Annotated in this window: 13 protein-coding genes; 5 read left to right on the forward strand and 8 right to left on the reverse strand. The window is 56.9% G+C overall.

Translation table 11 applies throughout. The features are described 5' to 3' along the window. Positions 1–87 precede the first annotated feature (87 nt). Positions 88–2,361 (reverse strand): Tex family protein, encoded by a 2,274-nt coding sequence (locus tag WG936_RS01725; protein ID WP_339571947.1) that lies wholly within the window; start codon positions 2,359–2,361, stop codon positions 88–90. A gap of 162 nt (positions 2,362–2,523) precedes the next feature. Between WG936_RS01725 and WG936_RS01730 the strand changes: the two genes are divergently transcribed. After that, positions 2,524–3,624, forward strand: a complete 1,101-nt coding sequence (locus tag WG936_RS01730; protein ID WP_339563674.1) for an asparaginase — start codon at positions 2,524–2,526, stop codon at positions 3,622–3,624. 409 nt (positions 3,625–4,033) lie between these two features. Here the strand turns inward: WG936_RS01730 and trmD are convergent, their stop codons facing one another. Both trmD and rimM read right to left on the reverse strand, forming a co-directional pair. After that, positions 4,034–4,834, reverse strand: a complete 801-nt coding sequence (trmD, locus tag WG936_RS01735; RefSeq protein ID WP_339563675.1) for a tRNA (guanosine(37)-N1)-methyltransferase TrmD — start codon at positions 4,832–4,834, stop codon at positions 4,034–4,036. Beyond that, positions 4,834–5,328: a ribosome maturation factor RimM gene (gene rimM / locus WG936_RS01740; protein WP_339563676.1), complete on the reverse strand. Its 495-nt coding sequence runs from the start codon at positions 5,326–5,328 to the stop codon at positions 4,834–4,836. The genes trmD and rimM overlap by 1 nt, the downstream gene beginning before the upstream one ends. A 113-nt stretch (positions 5,329–5,441) precedes the next feature. Between rimM and WG936_RS01745 the strand changes: the two genes are divergently transcribed. Then, on the forward strand, positions 5,442–6,557 hold the full coding sequence (locus WG936_RS01745) for an ATP-binding protein (RefSeq protein ID WP_339571948.1): 1,116 nt from the start codon (positions 5,442–5,444) through the stop codon (positions 6,555–6,557). Between the two features lie 88 nt (positions 6,558–6,645). On the opposite strand, the gene rpsP is transcribed toward WG936_RS01745, so the two are convergent. Both rpsP and WG936_RS01755 read right to left on the reverse strand, forming a co-directional pair. Continuing rightward, positions 6,646–7,179, reverse strand: a complete 534-nt coding sequence (gene rpsP / locus WG936_RS01750; protein ID WP_339563678.1) for a 30S ribosomal protein S16 — start codon at positions 7,177–7,179, stop codon at positions 6,646–6,648. A 137-nt stretch (positions 7,180–7,316) separates the two neighbouring features. Further along, entirely contained in the window at positions 7,317–8,189 is an 873-nt protein-coding gene (locus WG936_RS01755; RefSeq protein WP_339571949.1) for a CPBP family intramembrane glutamic endopeptidase, read from the reverse strand. Positions 8,190–8,301: 112 nt separating this feature from the next. Between WG936_RS01755 and WG936_RS01760 the strand changes: the two genes are divergently transcribed. From WG936_RS01760 to WG936_RS01770, 3 genes are all read left to right on the forward strand, one after another. After that, a complete protein-coding gene (locus WG936_RS01760) occupies positions 8,302–9,474 on the forward strand; it encodes a sensor histidine kinase (RefSeq protein ID WP_339563680.1) in 1,173 nt (390 codons plus the stop codon). After that, complete coding sequence (locus WG936_RS01765; RefSeq protein WP_339563681.1) at positions 9,450–10,076, forward strand: response regulator transcription factor; 627 nt, start codon at positions 9,450–9,452, stop codon at positions 10,074–10,076. Before WG936_RS01760 ends, WG936_RS01765 begins: the two co-directional genes overlap by 25 nt. Positions 10,077–10,159: 83 nt before the next feature. Then, entirely contained in the window at positions 10,160–10,759 is a 600-nt protein-coding gene (locus tag WG936_RS01770) for a class I SAM-dependent methyltransferase (protein ID WP_339563682.1), read from the forward strand. A gap of 39 nt (positions 10,760–10,798) precedes the next feature. On the opposite strand, the gene ffh is transcribed toward WG936_RS01770, so the two are convergent. The 3 genes from ffh to WG936_RS01785 all read right to left on the reverse strand — a co-directional run bounded on the left by ffh (position 10,799) and on the right by WG936_RS01785 (position 15,288). Further along, the gene (ffh, locus tag WG936_RS01775) at positions 10,799–12,415 is read right to left on the reverse strand and encodes a signal recognition particle protein (RefSeq protein WP_339571950.1); all 1,617 of its coding nucleotides are present in this window, start codon (positions 12,413–12,415) and stop codon (positions 10,799–10,801) included. Between the two features lie 1,229 nt (positions 12,416–13,644). Next, the gene (locus WG936_RS01780; protein WP_339571951.1) at positions 13,645–13,983 is read right to left on the reverse strand and encodes a P-II family nitrogen regulator; all 339 of its coding nucleotides are present in this window, start codon (positions 13,981–13,983) and stop codon (positions 13,645–13,647) included. 3 nt (positions 13,984–13,986) lie between these two features. After that, entirely contained in the window at positions 13,987–15,288 is a 1,302-nt protein-coding gene (locus WG936_RS01785; protein WP_339571952.1) for an ammonium transporter, read from the reverse strand. Positions 15,289–15,331 lie beyond the last annotated feature (43 nt).

The raw sequence follows: 15,331 nt of genomic DNA on the forward strand, positions 1-15,331 counted from the left end.
GGAACCTAGCGGCATTTTCCCTACTGGGACGCTCGTGCTGGTTCGTGCCCGAAACATAGAACTGGACTAGTATGCCACCTGCTGCGACTATCGACCAAATCCTGCTTTCTTCAAAGCCTCAGCCATCGTTCCGCCAGCGGGTGCTTGTCGACGCCCATTGCCACGTTGCTTCCCGCCTTGCGCCTTGTGCTGGCGTGGTCCGGCTGCCCGTGGTGCAGCCTTCTGAGACTCTGCTTTCCGCTCGGGTTCATCATTGAGCCGCAGGGAAAGCGAAATTCGCTTCCGCGCTTCATCCACCTCAAGGACGCGGACCTTGACTACCTGGCCGCTGCGCACCACCTTGTGCGGATCATCAACATAGCTATCGGACATGGCGGAAACGTGCACGAGGCCATCTTGATGCACTCCGACGTCCACAAAGGCGCCAAAGGCGGCGACATTTGTGACGGTACCTTCCAGAATCATTCCGGGTTTGAGGTCAGAGATCTTTTCCACGCCTTCCTTGAAGGTGGCGGTTTTGAACTCGGGGCGCGGATCTCGGCCGGGCTTTTCCAGCTCGGCGATGATGTCGGTGACCGTGGGGATGCCAAACTGCTCGTCGGCAAAATCTCGCGGATTCAGCGACCCCAACACCCGTGAATTGCCTATGAGTTCAGCGACCCCAAGCCCGGTTGCCGCTGCGATCTTCTTCACCACTGGATACGCCTCCGGGTGTACGGCAGAAGCATCGAGCGGATTCTTAGCGCCAGTGATGCGCAGGAAGCCCGCACACTGCTGGAATGCCTTCGGCCCGAGGCGTGGCACCTTTTTCAGTGCTGTGCGAGCAGCAAAAACGCCATTTTCATCGCGGTAGGTCACAATGTTCTCGGCCAAGGCCGGGGTGATCCCTGCTACGCGTGTGAGCAACGGCGCCGAAGCGGAGTTGAGATCCACTCCCACGGCGTTCACCGCGTCCTCCACCACGTTGTCCAAGGCGCGCGCCAACGCAGTCTGGTTCACATCGTGTTGGTATTGTCCCACGCCGATGGCCTTTGGATCAATTTTGACCAACTCTGCCAGCGGGTCTTGGAGCCTGCGGGCAATAGACACCGCTCCACGCAAGGAGACATCCATGTCTGGGAATTCCGCAGCAGCCAGCGCGGAGGCGGAGTAGACCGAGGCTCCTGATTCGGACACTACGACCGGGGTGGGCTTCTTGCCACCAGCCTGCTCGATCAGCCCGGCGATCTCTCCAGCCAGCTTCTCCGTTTCCCGCGAAGCCGTACCATTGCCTACTGCAAGCAGATCTACCCCGTGTTCGGCAACCAATGCCGCCAGGTTTTGCACCGCCTGCGACCACTGATTCTGTGGCTGGTGCGGATACACGATGGAGGTCGCCAAGACCTTTCCGGTCTTGTCCACCACTGCGCATTTCACGCCATTGCGGAATCCAGGATCGAGGCCCAGGGTGGCGCGCTGGCCTGCGGGAGCGGCGAGGAGCACATCGCGCAAGTTCTTCTTGAACACTTCAAGCGCGCCCTCCTCCGCTTTCTCCTTTAACCGCATCCTGGTGTCTAGGCCAGCAGAGATATAGAGCTTGGTCTTCCAGCCCCAGTGGACTGCGTCATTAATCCACCGCGTATCGCCAAGCCCGAAACGTCGCTTGATCAGGCCCTCGAAGTAGTCATCATCCGCGTCCAGGTTCAGGTGGAGTACTCCCTCTGCTTCGCCCCGCAGCAATGCGAGAATTCGGTGCGAGGGCAGCGTGTGAAATGGCTCGGTGAACTCGAAGTAGTCCTTGAACTTTGCCCCTTCGATTTCTTTACCTGCAATAACGCTCGCCTGCATCGCTCCTCGGCTGTACATCTCATCCCGCAGCTCACCAACGAGGTCCGCATCCATGGCAAAACGATCGATGAGGATCGCCCGGGCACCTTCCAGGACTGCCTTGTCATCTGCGAATCCCTCGCTGTGGAAGGCAGAAAGATCGGGAGTGCCCTCAGCAATTAGCTCATCTACCAGTGGTTCCAACCCAGCCTCGCGGGCACTGTCTGCCTTGGTCTTACGACGCTTCTTAAACGGCAGGTAGAGGTCTTCCAAGCGCGCTTTGCTACTCACGCCGTCGATAAGCGCGCGGAGATCATCGGTGAGCTTGCCCTGCTCCGCAATGGCCTTCAACACGGCGGCCTTGCGTTCTTCAAGTTCGCGCAGGTACGTCAGGCGTTCTTCAATAGTGCGTAGCTGCGTGTCATCAAGGCCACCGGTGACCTCTTTGCGATAGCGGGCGATGAAAGGCACGGTGTTGCCTTCATCGAGCAGTGTGACAGTGGCTTCGACTTGTGAGCGATCGATTCCGAGTTCTTGGGCGATGAGGGAAAGCATTTGTTCATGGTAGCGCCTCCCCTATCTAGCTAAGTCGGCACCCCCGAATGCCACTTAAGTGCCTGCAAAACGGTTCCCAAACATGAACTTTGTCTCAACTGCTACCCATCTTCGCAGGCCGCAGATTAAATCAAAGTTAAGCACTAATGAAAGGAAGTACAGATGGATTCTCAGGGAATCTCTCGGCGCCGGTTCTTAGCAGGCAGCGCCCTAGCCACCACCGCAGGACTGCTCGCAGCGTGCAGCTCCGGCACTTCAGAAACGAAGGCCGAGGCCAAATCAAGCGAGACCGCGGGTGCGGGGTCCAAGACGGACTACAAATCAATCTCCGGCAAGCTCGTCATGCTAGCAACTGGCGGCACCATCGCCAGCCAGAAGGATGCCTCCGGCGCGCTCGTCCCTACCGTTTCCGGTGAGGAACTCCTGAAGAAGGTGTACGAGAAGTTCGACAAGAGCAAGCTGAGCATCGAGGTCCGCCAGGTAAGCCAGCTGGATTCCAGCGCGATGACTTTGAAGGACACCGACAACATCCTCAAGATGGTGCACGAGACCCTGAAAGAAGATGGTGTCACTGGCATCATCGTCTCCCACGGCACAGATTCCATGGAAGAATCTGCCATCGCCATCGACACGTTCTTGGACACCGAGCAACCAGTGGTGCTCACCGGTTCGATGTTCCCGTTCGATGATCCAGATACCGACGGTCCAGACAACCTCACTCTCGCAGTGACCGCCGCGACAGATCCAAAGAACAAGGGCAAGGGCGCCTTCATCGCTTTCGGCGGGAAGATCCTGCATGCGCGTGGCGCCTTCAAGATGGATGCCTCCAGCAAGGATGGCTTCGACACCAACGCCAAGGGTGACGTCAAGCGACCAAAGGCATTGGAACTCAAGCCACTGGATGGCACCCGCGTCGACATCATCGCCGCCTACCCAGGTGCACCGGGTGAGCTAGTCAAAGCCGCAGTAGACTCCGGCGCAAAGGGCCTAGTCATCGAGGGCATGGGCTCCGGCAACGTCGGTGGCGCGATCGCTGACGCGATTGTCGACGCCGCCGGCAAGGGAATCCCAGTCGTGATGTCCACCCGCGTGGACAAGGGCCTAGTTGAGGGCACCTACGGCGGCGCCGGTGGCGGCGCTACCTTGGCTGAAAAGGGCGTGATTGGTTCTGGCATCCTCCGCCCGGGACAATCCCGCATCCTCGTTGTTGCTGCGCTTGCTACCGGTACTGATGTGAAGGAACTGTTCCCACAGGACAAGTAGTACTAGTTTTTCCAAGGCCCCCTTGTTGCGCTCGCTTTCCGTTCTGATACGCGCAGCAAGGGGGTCTTGCGCATGCATTGCTCTGGAAAATACGCCCCGCGAAACCGCGAAAAGCCAGCCCAAACTAAAGGATGGATATCCATTTCGCGGGGAGGATTTCCCGTGGTGGACAGCGGTTCACAACAAGGCCCTGGTTACCGGTGGCTCGGGCGGAAACGGAAAAAGATCGTTCAGAGACCGGCGCTAGGCTACCTGGCGTTGCTGGCTATTGTGTGGCTTTCCCACTGCCGCACCGTCAATGCACGTCGCCCAAAACCTACGGACACCCCGGGACATCGCAAAGCCGAAGATCTGCGAACGCTGGGCCGATACAGCGAGCCCGCAGCAGGTCAACCTCAACTACAAGGGATCATTGTGGCTCGTCCAAAAGGTCTGGTCGACGCTCTCGTGTCCGCGCCAGCGACTGTTCGTGGCGCCACTGCTCCACCAGTTTGTGATTCCCCGAGAACAAGACATCCGGCACCTTAAGCCCGCGCCATTCACGCGGCTTGGTATAAGACGGGCCTTCGAGGAGGCCATCGGAGAACGAATCTTCTTCATGCGAGGATGCGTTCCCCAACACGCCAGGGATCAGACGGACGATCGCCTCGGTGATCACCAAAACTGCTACTTCCCCACCGATGAGGACGTAGTCGCCGATGGAGACTTCTTCGACCCGGTAGCGGTGCGCAGCATCATCAACCACGCGCTGGTCAATACCCTCGTAGCGGCCGCAGGCAAACACGATATGTTCTTCACTCGACCAGCGGCGCGCTAAATCTTGTGTGAACGGCTTACCTGCGGGAGTCGGGACGATGAGCAGAGGTTTGTCTGACTCGGGAATATCCGTACCGTAGCCAGCAAATTCCCGACCACTTAAGTCATCATGCCGAGGTTTATCGGCATGCGGCGTGGCGGAATCCAATTGCCATCCGGCAGCGCGCCCCTGGCTGACGTCGTCAAGCGCCGGCCCCCATACCGTCGGTTTCATGACCATGCCCGGGCCACCACCATAGGGGGTGTCATCCACGGATTTGTGCGCGTCGGTCGCCCAATCGCGCAGGTTGTGGACGCCTACGGAAAGGATGCCTTTTTCGATTGCCTTGCCAAGCAATGCATGACGCAATGGCCCGAGATATTCCGGAAATATGGTGATGACGTCGAGGCGCATTAGAGATCCAGCAGTCCTTCGGGTGGTGTGATGGTGGCTGTACCCGCTTCGAGATCAACTTCCGGCACGATTTCAGCCACAAAGGGGATCAGGACTTCTCGGCCTGCGATTTCTACTTCCAGCAAGGACTGCGCTGGACCGTGGCTGATTCCGGTAACGGTACCGATCTGTTTGCCGTCTAGGATCACGTGCAAGCCCTCGAGCTCATGGTCGTAGAAGCCGTCATCTTCATCGTAGATTGGGTCTGCGAAAAACTTCGTTCCGCGCAGCGAATCCGCAGCGGTGCGGTCTGGGATCTCCTCGAACTTGATGAGCAGTCGGCCCTGATGCTCCCGAATACTGGCGATGGTTAGTTCGTGTTCTTTCTTACCCTGCGTACCATGCAGTACTTCGCCGACAATATAACGCAGGTCAGGGTCATCGGTGGTTGCGTCCACCACTACTTCGCCACGGATCCCATGCGATTTCACCACTCGACCAATCATCAATTCCATGCTGTTTACTCTAGCGCAGCACCAAAAACTGAGTAGACTGAGTAGCATCCCGAAAACTGATAAAACTGAGTCAGATCTCGAAACCTGAGTAATCTGAGCAGCGGAGGAGAACTGTGCACAACCCGTTTACCCCTACTTTTGGGACCTCGCCTTCACATCCGGTAGGACGCCAAGAAGTGCTCGTTGCTTTCCAGTCTGCGCTGGATCAGGGGCCAGGCGCCCCCAGTCGCGCGCTATTGTTGATCGGCACCCGTGGAGTTGGCAAGACGGTACTCCTGAATGAGCTCGAGGACACTGCCCGCAGCAACGGCATGCACGTTATCAGCGAAACTGCCCTACCCGGCCTACTTTCTCGGTTCACCGACGACCACCTGCCTGCGCTACTCCGCGACATCGACCCCCGCGCGACCGGCACGAGGCTCACCGGTTTTAGCGCGCCAGCAGGGCTGGGCGGGGTGCGCACCGAACGCGTCGAGAAGCATGAGCCCGATCCAGGGCTGCGCAGCTTGCTTAACGACGTCCTGAGCCACGCCACCAATGGCCTCTTCCTCACCGTTGACGAGGTCGGGCGCGCAACGGTGGACGAATTGGCTGAACTGATGGCAGCCATCCAGCATCTCTTTCGAGAAAACAAGAATATCACCTTCGCAATCGCCGGACTGCCCGAGGAAGTCAACGCCCTCTTAGATCACCCCGGAATCACGTTCTTGCGCCGTGCTGACCGTCATCTTTTAGGCGCGGTTACCCCGGAGGATGCGCTCCGAGGGCTGCAAGATCCTGTGCGAGAAGCAGGCGGATCCTGGGATGCAGCAGCGCTGCAGACAGCCATGCAGGCCACTCACGGCTACCCGTTTCTCATCCAGTTGATTGGCTATCATTCCTGGAATCGAGCTACTGACGGAAAGCTTGACCTTGCCGCCGCACAGCGCGGCATCGAGCTCGCGCACGCTGAACTGGGCAAGCTGGTCCTCGAGCCGGTGCTCTCCCGTTGCACAGAACTCGAGTTGGCCTTTTTAACGGCCATGGCTGAAGACGATGGTGATTCAAAGCTGGCGGATATCATCGAGCGTATTGACCGCAGCGCAGACACCGCGAGCCAGTACCGTCGCCGATTGATCGACCGTTTCATCATTGTCCCGTCCGGTCACGGCCTGCTCCGCTTTGCCATTCCCGGGCTACGAGATTTCCTGAGGAGGAAGCAGGACGCAGCGCCTATCCCCTTTTGGTGAGTACACACACAGCGATACCTGCTCATACAAAACGCCCCCTACCCAAACAATTAAATGTTTGCGGTAGAGGGCGGATGCCTAGCAGGAATTACTCTGCAGCAGCTTCTTCAGCGGCCTCTTCTGCAGGAGCTTCTTCGGTAGCCTCTTCAGCAGCGGCTTCCTTTGCAGCTTCCTCAGCGGCAGCCTTTTCAGCGGCTTCCTTTTCAGCAGCAGCCTTGGCGTCTGCTGCTTCCTTAGCCTTGCGCTTCTTCTCGGTGATTGCCTCAGCGGTAGGAGCGTCGGCAGCCTCTGCGAGAGCCTGGTTGAACAGGTCAATCTTAGCTGGCTTAGGCTCGGCAACCTTCAGAGTGCCTTCTGCACCCTCGATGCCCTTGTACTTCTGCCAGTCACCGGTGATCTTCAGCAGAGCCAGCACAGCCTCGGTTGGCTGTGCGCCAACGGAGAGCCAGTACTGAGCGCGCTCAGAATCGATCTTGATGACGGATGGCTCAGCCTTTGGCTCGTAGATACCGATGTTCTCGATAACCTTGCCGGAGCGCTTGGTGCGGGAGTCAGCGATGACAACGCGGTAGTGCGGGGTACGGATCTTGCCCATACGCTGCAGCTTGAACTTAACAGCCATGTGTATTCCTTCTAGTCACTGGGCAGTACAGACACTGTGTTCTTTTAACACAGCCGGTTCAACCCTTCATTTGGTCTGCGTGTGACGTCTTCGTTCGGCCGGAGCCGGAGGCGAAAATTACGCAGGACTCGACTAGTTTAGACCAGCTGGCCATTCAGCTCCAAACTGCCGTGCGCCGTGAGCGCCCGAGTAGCTGTCATCCGGCGATGGAGCTGCAATAACACGATCGTCGCGACGCTGACAAAGATCACATCGGCTACGGAAACCAGTATCCCCATCTCAGTCTGGTTCAAATCCTGCAATCCCAACACCCCAAAGGTGACAAAGCCGAGGTTATTACCTATGTGAAGTGCCATTGGAGCCGCCAAACTTTCGGTCCGATGTGCTAGGAACCCGGCGCACAATGCAAACCAAGCAATAGCTACCAAACCAAGTGGGCTGTAGTCATGACCGAAAACAAAGAGTGGCATCGGTATGAGGATCGCAGCTATTGGCGACCGCGTCCACGCCCCGATAGCCTGCCCTAGAATACCCCGGAATACCAGTTCCTCGGCCACCGATTGCAGGGGAACCAACAAGAAACAAGCGAGGAGCAAACCAACATCGAGGTGAACCTCCCCCGCAGGTTCTACCGCAGCAACCACGATGGAGACCAACACCGCCAAAGCCAGCACCACTATGCTGCCAAAACCAAGGTAGCGCCAGGAAAAACTACCAGTAACTGAAAGTAACGTCCGCCACCGGTGTCGCCGTACAATTCGAGCGCTCAGGAGCGCTGCTGGTGCGAGTACTGCGAGAAACAGCATGCCGCAAACGAATACTTCCAGCTGATACATATCCATCGATTCTGCAAAGCCGCGTCCAACAAAGCCTGAATCGCCTAAAAGTGCGCTGATGCCAGCGAGCGCACCGAGGCTTAATCCCAGGAATACGGCGCTGAATAGCAAGAGGAGAACAAATTCTAGAATCGGGTGCCACCACCGACGGCGGCTACAAATAAAGAACGTCATAGCAGCCAACTTTCCCCGAAGTTGATATCACTACGCATCAGTCATTTGGCCACTGTTTTTCATACTTTCGGCCGACACTAGCTCAGCCGCACCGGCGTTATAGTTAGGCCTTATGGTCATAGAAGCACCCCGCCCCCGCTGGAAAGTTGCCACAGCTATCAGCTGGGGACTCGGCCTGTTGCTGTACCTGTTCATGCTGCCGGTGATATTCAATTTTCAAGATATTGCTGCGCTCCCACCGGAGTACGTAACACCCCGGATTATCTTCTGGTTAGCACAATTGCCTACCGGCATTTTCAGCTTGGTGTGCCTTCCGTTCCTGCTACGGAGCAAGGGCGAACAACAGGGGGGCTACCTACTCGGCGCCGCCACCGTGTTCTGCGGCTGGTTCAGTGCGCTTGGGGTCATCGCAGGGCTTTATGCTCTCGTGCAGTTGGCGTCGAAGCGCACGGTCCGATCGATGACTATCGGAGCGATAGCTGCGCAGTTGGGGGCAGCGGCCAACTTGGCCGTGGACCCTGACAAGTCCGATATCGTGCCGGTGCTCTGGACCACCTTCTTGCTGATACTTGCGTGCATAATTGCAGGTACTGCCAAAGGAAAGCGGCGTGAAGCGGCGGAACTGCTCTGGCAAAAGGTCCAGCTTAACGAAGCAATCTTGCGTGAACATGAGGCCATGGCACGCTACGATGAGCGCCTCAACATCGCCCGGGATATGCATGACAGCCTGGCGCATCGCCTCAGTTTGATCACACTTCATGCCGGGGTGTTGGAGTTCCGAAACGACTTGCAAGCAGCGGAGTTGCAGCACCAAGCCAGCACCATTAGCGAACAAGCGAGAGCGGCAGTGACTGATCTCCAAGAAGTGCTGTCCGTGCTGCGGACCGAACCGGACCTCGTTGATCCGCGAGTCACCATAGCTGAGCTCGTCGAACAAGCACGCAGCGCAGGGACTCACATCGACCTCAGCATCAGCCCTAATGCTTCCCGAGCGCTGGAGAATCTTTCTACTGCCGCCAAGCACACCGCGCACCGCATGGTGCAAGAAGCACTAACTAATGCCCGAAAGCATGCCCCGCAGGCGCCCGTCTCCGTCGATGTTGTGGCTGACGATGCGCTGCGGATTGCAGTTAGTAATCCTTCGTCCGCACCGGATACCCCTATGGGGAAAGGCCTCATTGGCCTGCATGAACGCGCGACCTTATGCGGCGGTAAGCTGAGCGTAATTCACCACCCTTTCACCGTCACCTTGGAGTTGCCATGCCAGCAATCCGCGTTGGAATAGCTGATGATGAAGCTCTCATGCGCCACGGTCTCCGCATGCTTATCGACGGCGACCCCCACGTCACCTGCACAGGAGAAGCCACGAATGGCAAAGAAGCCCTCTCGCTCGCCCCGCACTGCGACGTTTTGCTCCTTGACTTGCGCATGCCTGTGCTCGACGGCTTAGAGGCGCTGGAATTCATCGTCCACCAGCCGAATGCTCCAAAGGTCTTGGTTTTAACTGCCTTCGACACCGAGCACAATGTTCTCACTGCCCTGCGGCGTGGAGCTACGGGATTTCTCCTCAAAACGACTCCCCCAGCCCAGCTCATTGGAGCTATCCACGCGGCAGCAACTGGTCAACCGCTTGTGTCACAGCAAGTCCTCCAGTCTCTACTCAACAAAGCCACCCCAACACCGCAGGACCCGCGGCTAAATAAGTTGAGTGGCCGCGAAAGGGACGTCGCAAAGCTCATTGCGCAGGGAAAGAGTAATGACGAAATAGCGCGTGAACTCTTTGTTTCCTTATCCACAGTAAAAACGCACATCACACGCATCATGGAGAAACTCGAGTGCAATAATCGCGTATCAATCGCCATCGCCGAGCTCGGGTCCAGCAGGTAGCCGGACATCAGATTTTCCACTACAGCGATTTAGGTCAGTAGAGTTTTAGCCTATCCCTGTCCATTGCTTTGAATTAGGCGCTGATGTCACAGAAGAAGCAGTCCAAAGACTATTCAGAAATCCTGTCGCATATTCCCCATCCGCGATCCCGCGTGCTCGTCATTGGCAGCCACTGCGGTGAGCTGGTGGAAAGCCTGGCAAGCCAATGCGGAGAACTCACCTGTGTTGACACTGATGGAGCCGCGCTAGCTGCTGTTCGAGCACACGCCACACTCATTCATGGAGATTTTCGCAGCCTTGAGTTGCCAGAATTCGACTACATCGTTGCAGTCAATTCTCTGAACCAGTACGGAGAAGACCACGCATTCCCGCGCATTGAAGCACTGCTTTCAGACCGCGGCCGAATTCACTTGATCGGGCAAACCAGCGATTCGGGTTTCTTCGGCCGCAAGGGCAAGCAACCGGTGAATCCAGCATTCCCTCCTCGGTTTAAGTTCCGCGAGGTACGCGCATTCGCACGGAAAAACTTCCATCAGTCCATTAACTGTCAAGCCCGCCTGGGCGGATATTGCATCCAATGGCGCCGATCCGGCGAAAGCCGCGGATACCAATCTGGGACTACACGGTCTACGTTGTGGGACTGGATCAAAGCAATCGGCACGATATTCAACGCGCTGCCCTGACGGTAGCGGCAGAGGTGGCGATACACCCCTACCGCATCATCACTTATCGAACTTGAGCTTGTTCAAGTCAATGTTCTCCATGCCTTTAGGCATCTTTGGCATGCCCGGGATACCCGGCATACCTGGCATCCCCGCGCCACCCATCTGCTCCTGCATTTTCTGCAGTTCTTCCATGGAAGGCATGCCGCCAGGCATTCCTGGCATGCCGCCACCTGGCATCTTTGGTCCGCGATTCTTGATCGGCTTCTTCTTGCCGCCCTTGCCCTTGCGGGTGGTGCGCTTCTTCTTAGTGGCAGAGCCGCCGCCCATGGCGCGCATGCCCATCTGCCCGGCCATCTTGCCCATCATCTTCTTGGCCTCGAAGAACCGCTCGACCAGATTGTTCACATCGGACACAGCCACGCCAGAGCCCACAGCAATGCGCTTACGGCGAGAGGCATTCAGAATGTTCGGGTTCGCCCGCTCAGCTGGCGTCATACCTCGAATGATGGCTTGGATGCGATCGAGCTGTTTTTCATCCACCATGTCCGCCATATCAGACATTTGCTTACCACCAGGCAGCATCTTCAAAATGTTGCCAATCGGACCGAGCTTACGAACCATCAGCATCTGATTGAGGAAGTCCTCAAGAGTGAGCTCCCCCGTGCCCATCTTCTGGGCGGTGGCCATGGCCTGCTCGTGATCCAGCGTCGCCTCGGCTTGCTCGATCAGGGTGAGCATGTCGCCCATGCCCAGAATTCGGCTTGCCATGCGCTCGGGGTGGAAAACATCAAAATCCTCGAGCTTTTCGCCGGTGGAGGCGAACATGATGGGCTTGCCGGTGACTTCACGGATGGACAGCGCGGCGCCACCACGGGCGTCGCCATCCAGCTTGGTCAGCACCACGCCGGTGAAATCGACACCGTCACGGAAAGCCTCTGCGGTTTGGACCGCGTCCTGGCCGATCATGGCGTCGATGACGAAGAGGACCTCATCGGGGTTCACCGCGTCGCGGATGTTACGGGCCTGCGTCATCAAGGTTTCGTCGATACCAAGGCGGCCGGCGGTATCCACGATGACGAAGTCACGCTGCTGACGCTTCGCTTCCTCAATACCCTGGCGCGCCACCTCAACCGGATCCCCATGCGAGGTACCCATCTCGTGATCAAGGGTGTCCATAGCCGTGCCCGGATCGGGTGCAAAGGTCGGTACCCCAGCCCGCTCACCGACAATCTGAAGCTGCTGCACCGCACCCGGACGTTGTAGGTCGCAGGCAACCAGCATCGGGGTGTGCCCCTGCTTGGTCAGGTGCTTGGCCAACTTGCCGGCAAGGGTGGTCTTGCCCGCACCCTGCAAACCAGCAAGCATAACGACGGTCGGTGGATTCTTCGCCAGGGTGATGCGGCGCGTCTCACCGCCGAGAATCTCAACCAGCTCTTCATTAACAATCTTAATGACCTGCTGAGCTGGGTTTAGCGCTTCAGAAACCTCTGCCCCGGCAGCACGTTCCTTAATGCGCTTGATAAAACCGCGCACAACCGTTAGCGAAACGTCAGCCTCTAGGAGAGCAAGACGGATCTCACGCGCGGTGGCGTTGATGTCCGCTTCGGACAGCTTGCCCTTGCCTCGAAGACCCGTGAGGGCTGTTTGCAGGCGGTCGGACAAAGATTCAAACACGTCTATGGCTCCCTAGTGGTCAGCTACTACAACTTTCCGTTCAACTCTAGTCGCCGATTCTTTCAGCGCGAAGTTTGGACATTCTAAGGCTTCCGAAGTCGGCTACCTTGCTTGCTACTTGCGTTCCCCCAAAGGACCCAGGTTAAACGTCATCCCTCAACTTCTTCATTATCTCGAGAGAAGGGCCGTTTGATGAGCCTCCATAGAAAATTGATGCCCCTCCTGGTCGCCGGACCACTTTTCACGCACTGATTTGCAGGCCACGACAGCAGAAGCTCCTCAAGAGCAGTTCGCAGTTGTGGCTATGGACAACGCACCAACTAGCGCCACAGACAATCCGCCCTTCGTCCCGGTCCGCCAAGCACAACAAGACCCGAGAACTAATGGCGGAGCCCTATCGGCCTGAAGAGATGCGATCAAAACAACAGAACGATTGCCGTAGCTCTCGATGATGTTGATTCGCATGACTACTCCACGCCCACTGACTTCCTGCCTCTCGACGATAAATCTCGGGCTCGCCTAGAATCACTAGCGCACCGACAAGGATTGAAAAACAAGCTCAACGGCTTATTATGGACAGGTCAATCAGGATGGCGCACACCTCAATATGAAACTTAAGCTTAGCTAGTTCCATAAACTCAACCCGTGTGATCTATCAAATTTGATTCGTATCCCCTTTAAAAGAAGCAGTTACAAATAGATCACGCTCCGGCCACAATACAATGTCAAACATTGCTAGATCCCCCCCCAGCACAGTCGCCAGCTAGCATCAGAAGTGGATCTGATTTTCATGAATCATATTTCTTTCAACGCTCTCAAGAAGAGTGTGAAAACAGCAGGCGAAGACTGTCGCGCAGCTGCCAGGTTCGCTGGCGCTGTGGCGGCAATTGCAACTGCTCACGGGATTTATCCGAATGCTCGCACGGTGCGGGTCAACATTAGTGGAGGAGCAGCTCATTGTCTGTAAAACCGCGGCGCGAAGCGCCATTTTGGGTTCTTTCAGTTGTAGTTCTAATAATTGGCATCTGCCTGCGGATCTACAGTGGTGAACCATTCGATCTTGGATTCATCATCTTCATGGCGGTGTTGTGCATAATGCCACTAGTTGGCGCCCACTTGGGCTTGCAGATAAAGAAAGAGCGAAAACAGCAGCATTAATGCAAAAGTGGAGTTGCCAGCTGCAACCCCGCACCTCTTCGTCTGCGGAATAACACCCGAAGGGCGCATCCTTAGAGCGCTCCGTCGCCACGCTCCCCTGTCCGCACTCGGATTACGTCTTCAACATGGGTGACCCAGATCTTGCCGTCGCCCACCTTGCCTGTGCGGGCAGATTCCAGTATCGCCGCCACCACTTGGTCTACGTACTCGTCATGAACGAGTACTTCGATCTTGGACTTTGCCACATATTCCGGGTTGTAGTTCGCGCCGCGATAAACCTCCTTGTGGCTCTTTTGATTTCCGAAGCCCTGGACATCGGTGACCGTCATGCCATGGCAGCCAAGACTGCTCAGTGACGCGCGGACGTCGTCAAGCATAAAGGGCTGAATTACTGCACTGATGAGTTTCATTTGCTATTTACCTTCCATTCCGAGGGCATCGTATGCGGTTTCACCGTGGACGTGGGCGTCGATGCCGCCGTGCTCCACATCGCGGTCGACGCGCCACCCCATAGTCTTTTCCAAGATCCAGCCGATGACTGCGGTGACGAGACCCGCGTACAGCATCGTCAGAGCCGCCACCACGATTTGCACGATGAGCAGTTTGAATCCATAACTCGGGTTTCCGGTGAAGATACCTTTGCCATCGGCAAAGAAGGCCAGCCCGATTGTTCCCCAAATACCCGCGACGAGGTGAACACCGACAACGTCGAGGGAATCGTCAAATTTGAAACGGAACTTGAGCGCCACACCAAAGGCAGCCAGCATGCCACCAATGAAGCCTAAAATTATCGAGGTTAACGGGGTAAGCACACCAGCAGCAGGGGTAATCGTCACCAGTCCAGCCACGACTCCGGAAGCCGCGCCGAGAGAGGTTGCGTGGCCGTCGCGAAGCTTTTCCGCTAACAACCACCCCAAAATGCCGGCGGCCGCCGAAGCCGTCGTGTTGAGCGTCGCTAGGCCAGTGAGCCAACTGGCACCGTGCGCCGAGCCGCCATTGAAACCGAACCAACCAAACCACAACAGCGAGGCACCTAACATGACGATCGGGAGATTGTGTGGACGGTGAGCTGAGCGCATAAAGCTGTGGCGCTTGCCGACGCAAATCGCTAACAACAACGCGGCTGTGCCTGCCGAAATGTGAATTGCTGTGCCACCCGCGAAATCAACTGGTGGCACTGCCGCTTCGTCACCATGCGCACCAAACATCCAGGCAGCAACCGAATGCGCGTGCTCAGAGAGCAATCCACCGCCCCACACCATGTGTGCGAGTGGGAAATAGACGAAGGTGGACCAGGCACCAGTGAACACCAACCAGGTACCGAACTTCACACGATCTGCAAGCGCTCCCGAAATCAAGGCACAAGCAATCACAGCGAATGTGAGCTGGTATCCGATCTCGATAACCGTTGGATACCCAAACTTGGAAATCAGCGGCATCCCGTTGACGGAAATCGCATCGTGTAAGCCAAAGAACTGAAAAGGATTGGCAAAGATGCCGCCAATGTCTTGGGAGCCGTAGGAAATCGACCAACCCCACAGGATGTACACAACGGTCACTACACCGAGTGAGCCGAAGGACATCATCATCATGTTCAGCACCGACTTTTGGCGGGACATGCCGCCGTAAAACAGCGCAAGCGCAGGTGTCATGAGGAGCACCATCGCGGTGGACACCAACATCCACGAGGTATTGGCAAAGACTTCCGTGTTCATGACGGGCCTTCTTTCTCTGATCTTGGGGCCCATCATTGACCCA

Origin of the sequence: Corynebacterium sp. H127, from assembly GCF_037482665.1 — a bacterium.
In the GTDB taxonomy this organism is placed as follows: domain Bacteria; phylum Actinomycetota; class Actinomycetes; order Mycobacteriales; family Mycobacteriaceae; genus Corynebacterium.

Bases quoted from the DNA above. Each gene is read 5' to 3' on its own strand.
- WG936_RS01725 (WP_339571947.1), bottom strand. From the start codon at position 2,361: ATGCTTTCCCTCATCGCCCAAGAACTCGGAATCGATCGCTCACAAGTC.
- WG936_RS01730 (WP_339563674.1), top strand. From the start codon at position 2,524: ATGGATTCTCAGGGAATCTCTCGGCGCCGGTTCTTAGCAGGCAGCGCC.
- trmD (WP_339563675.1), bottom strand. From the start codon at position 4,834: ATGCGCCTCGACGTCATCACCATATTTCCGGAATATCTCGGGCCATTG.
- rimM (WP_339563676.1), bottom strand. From the start codon at position 5,328: ATGGAATTGATGATTGGTCGAGTGGTGAAATCGCATGGGATCCGTGGC.
- rpsP (WP_339563678.1), bottom strand. From the start codon at position 7,179: ATGGCTGTTAAGTTCAAGCTGCAGCGTATGGGCAAGATCCGTACCCCG.
- WG936_RS01755 (WP_339571949.1), bottom strand. From the start codon at position 8,189: ATGACGTTCTTTATTTGTAGCCGCCGTCGGTGGTGGCACCCGATTCTA.
- WG936_RS01760 (WP_339563680.1), top strand. From the start codon at position 8,302: ATGGTCATAGAAGCACCCCGCCCCCGCTGGAAAGTTGCCACAGCTATC.
- WG936_RS01765 (WP_339563681.1), top strand. From the start codon at position 9,450: ATGCCAGCAATCCGCGTTGGAATAGCTGATGATGAAGCTCTCATGCGC.
- WG936_RS01770 (WP_339563682.1), top strand. From the start codon at position 10,160: ATGTCACAGAAGAAGCAGTCCAAAGACTATTCAGAAATCCTGTCGCAT.
- WG936_RS01780 (WP_339571951.1), bottom strand. From the start codon at position 13,983: ATGAAACTCATCAGTGCAGTAATTCAGCCCTTTATGCTTGACGACGTC.
- WG936_RS01785 (WP_339571952.1), bottom strand. From the start codon at position 15,288: ATGAACACGGAAGTCTTTGCCAATACCTCGTGGATGTTGGTGTCCACC.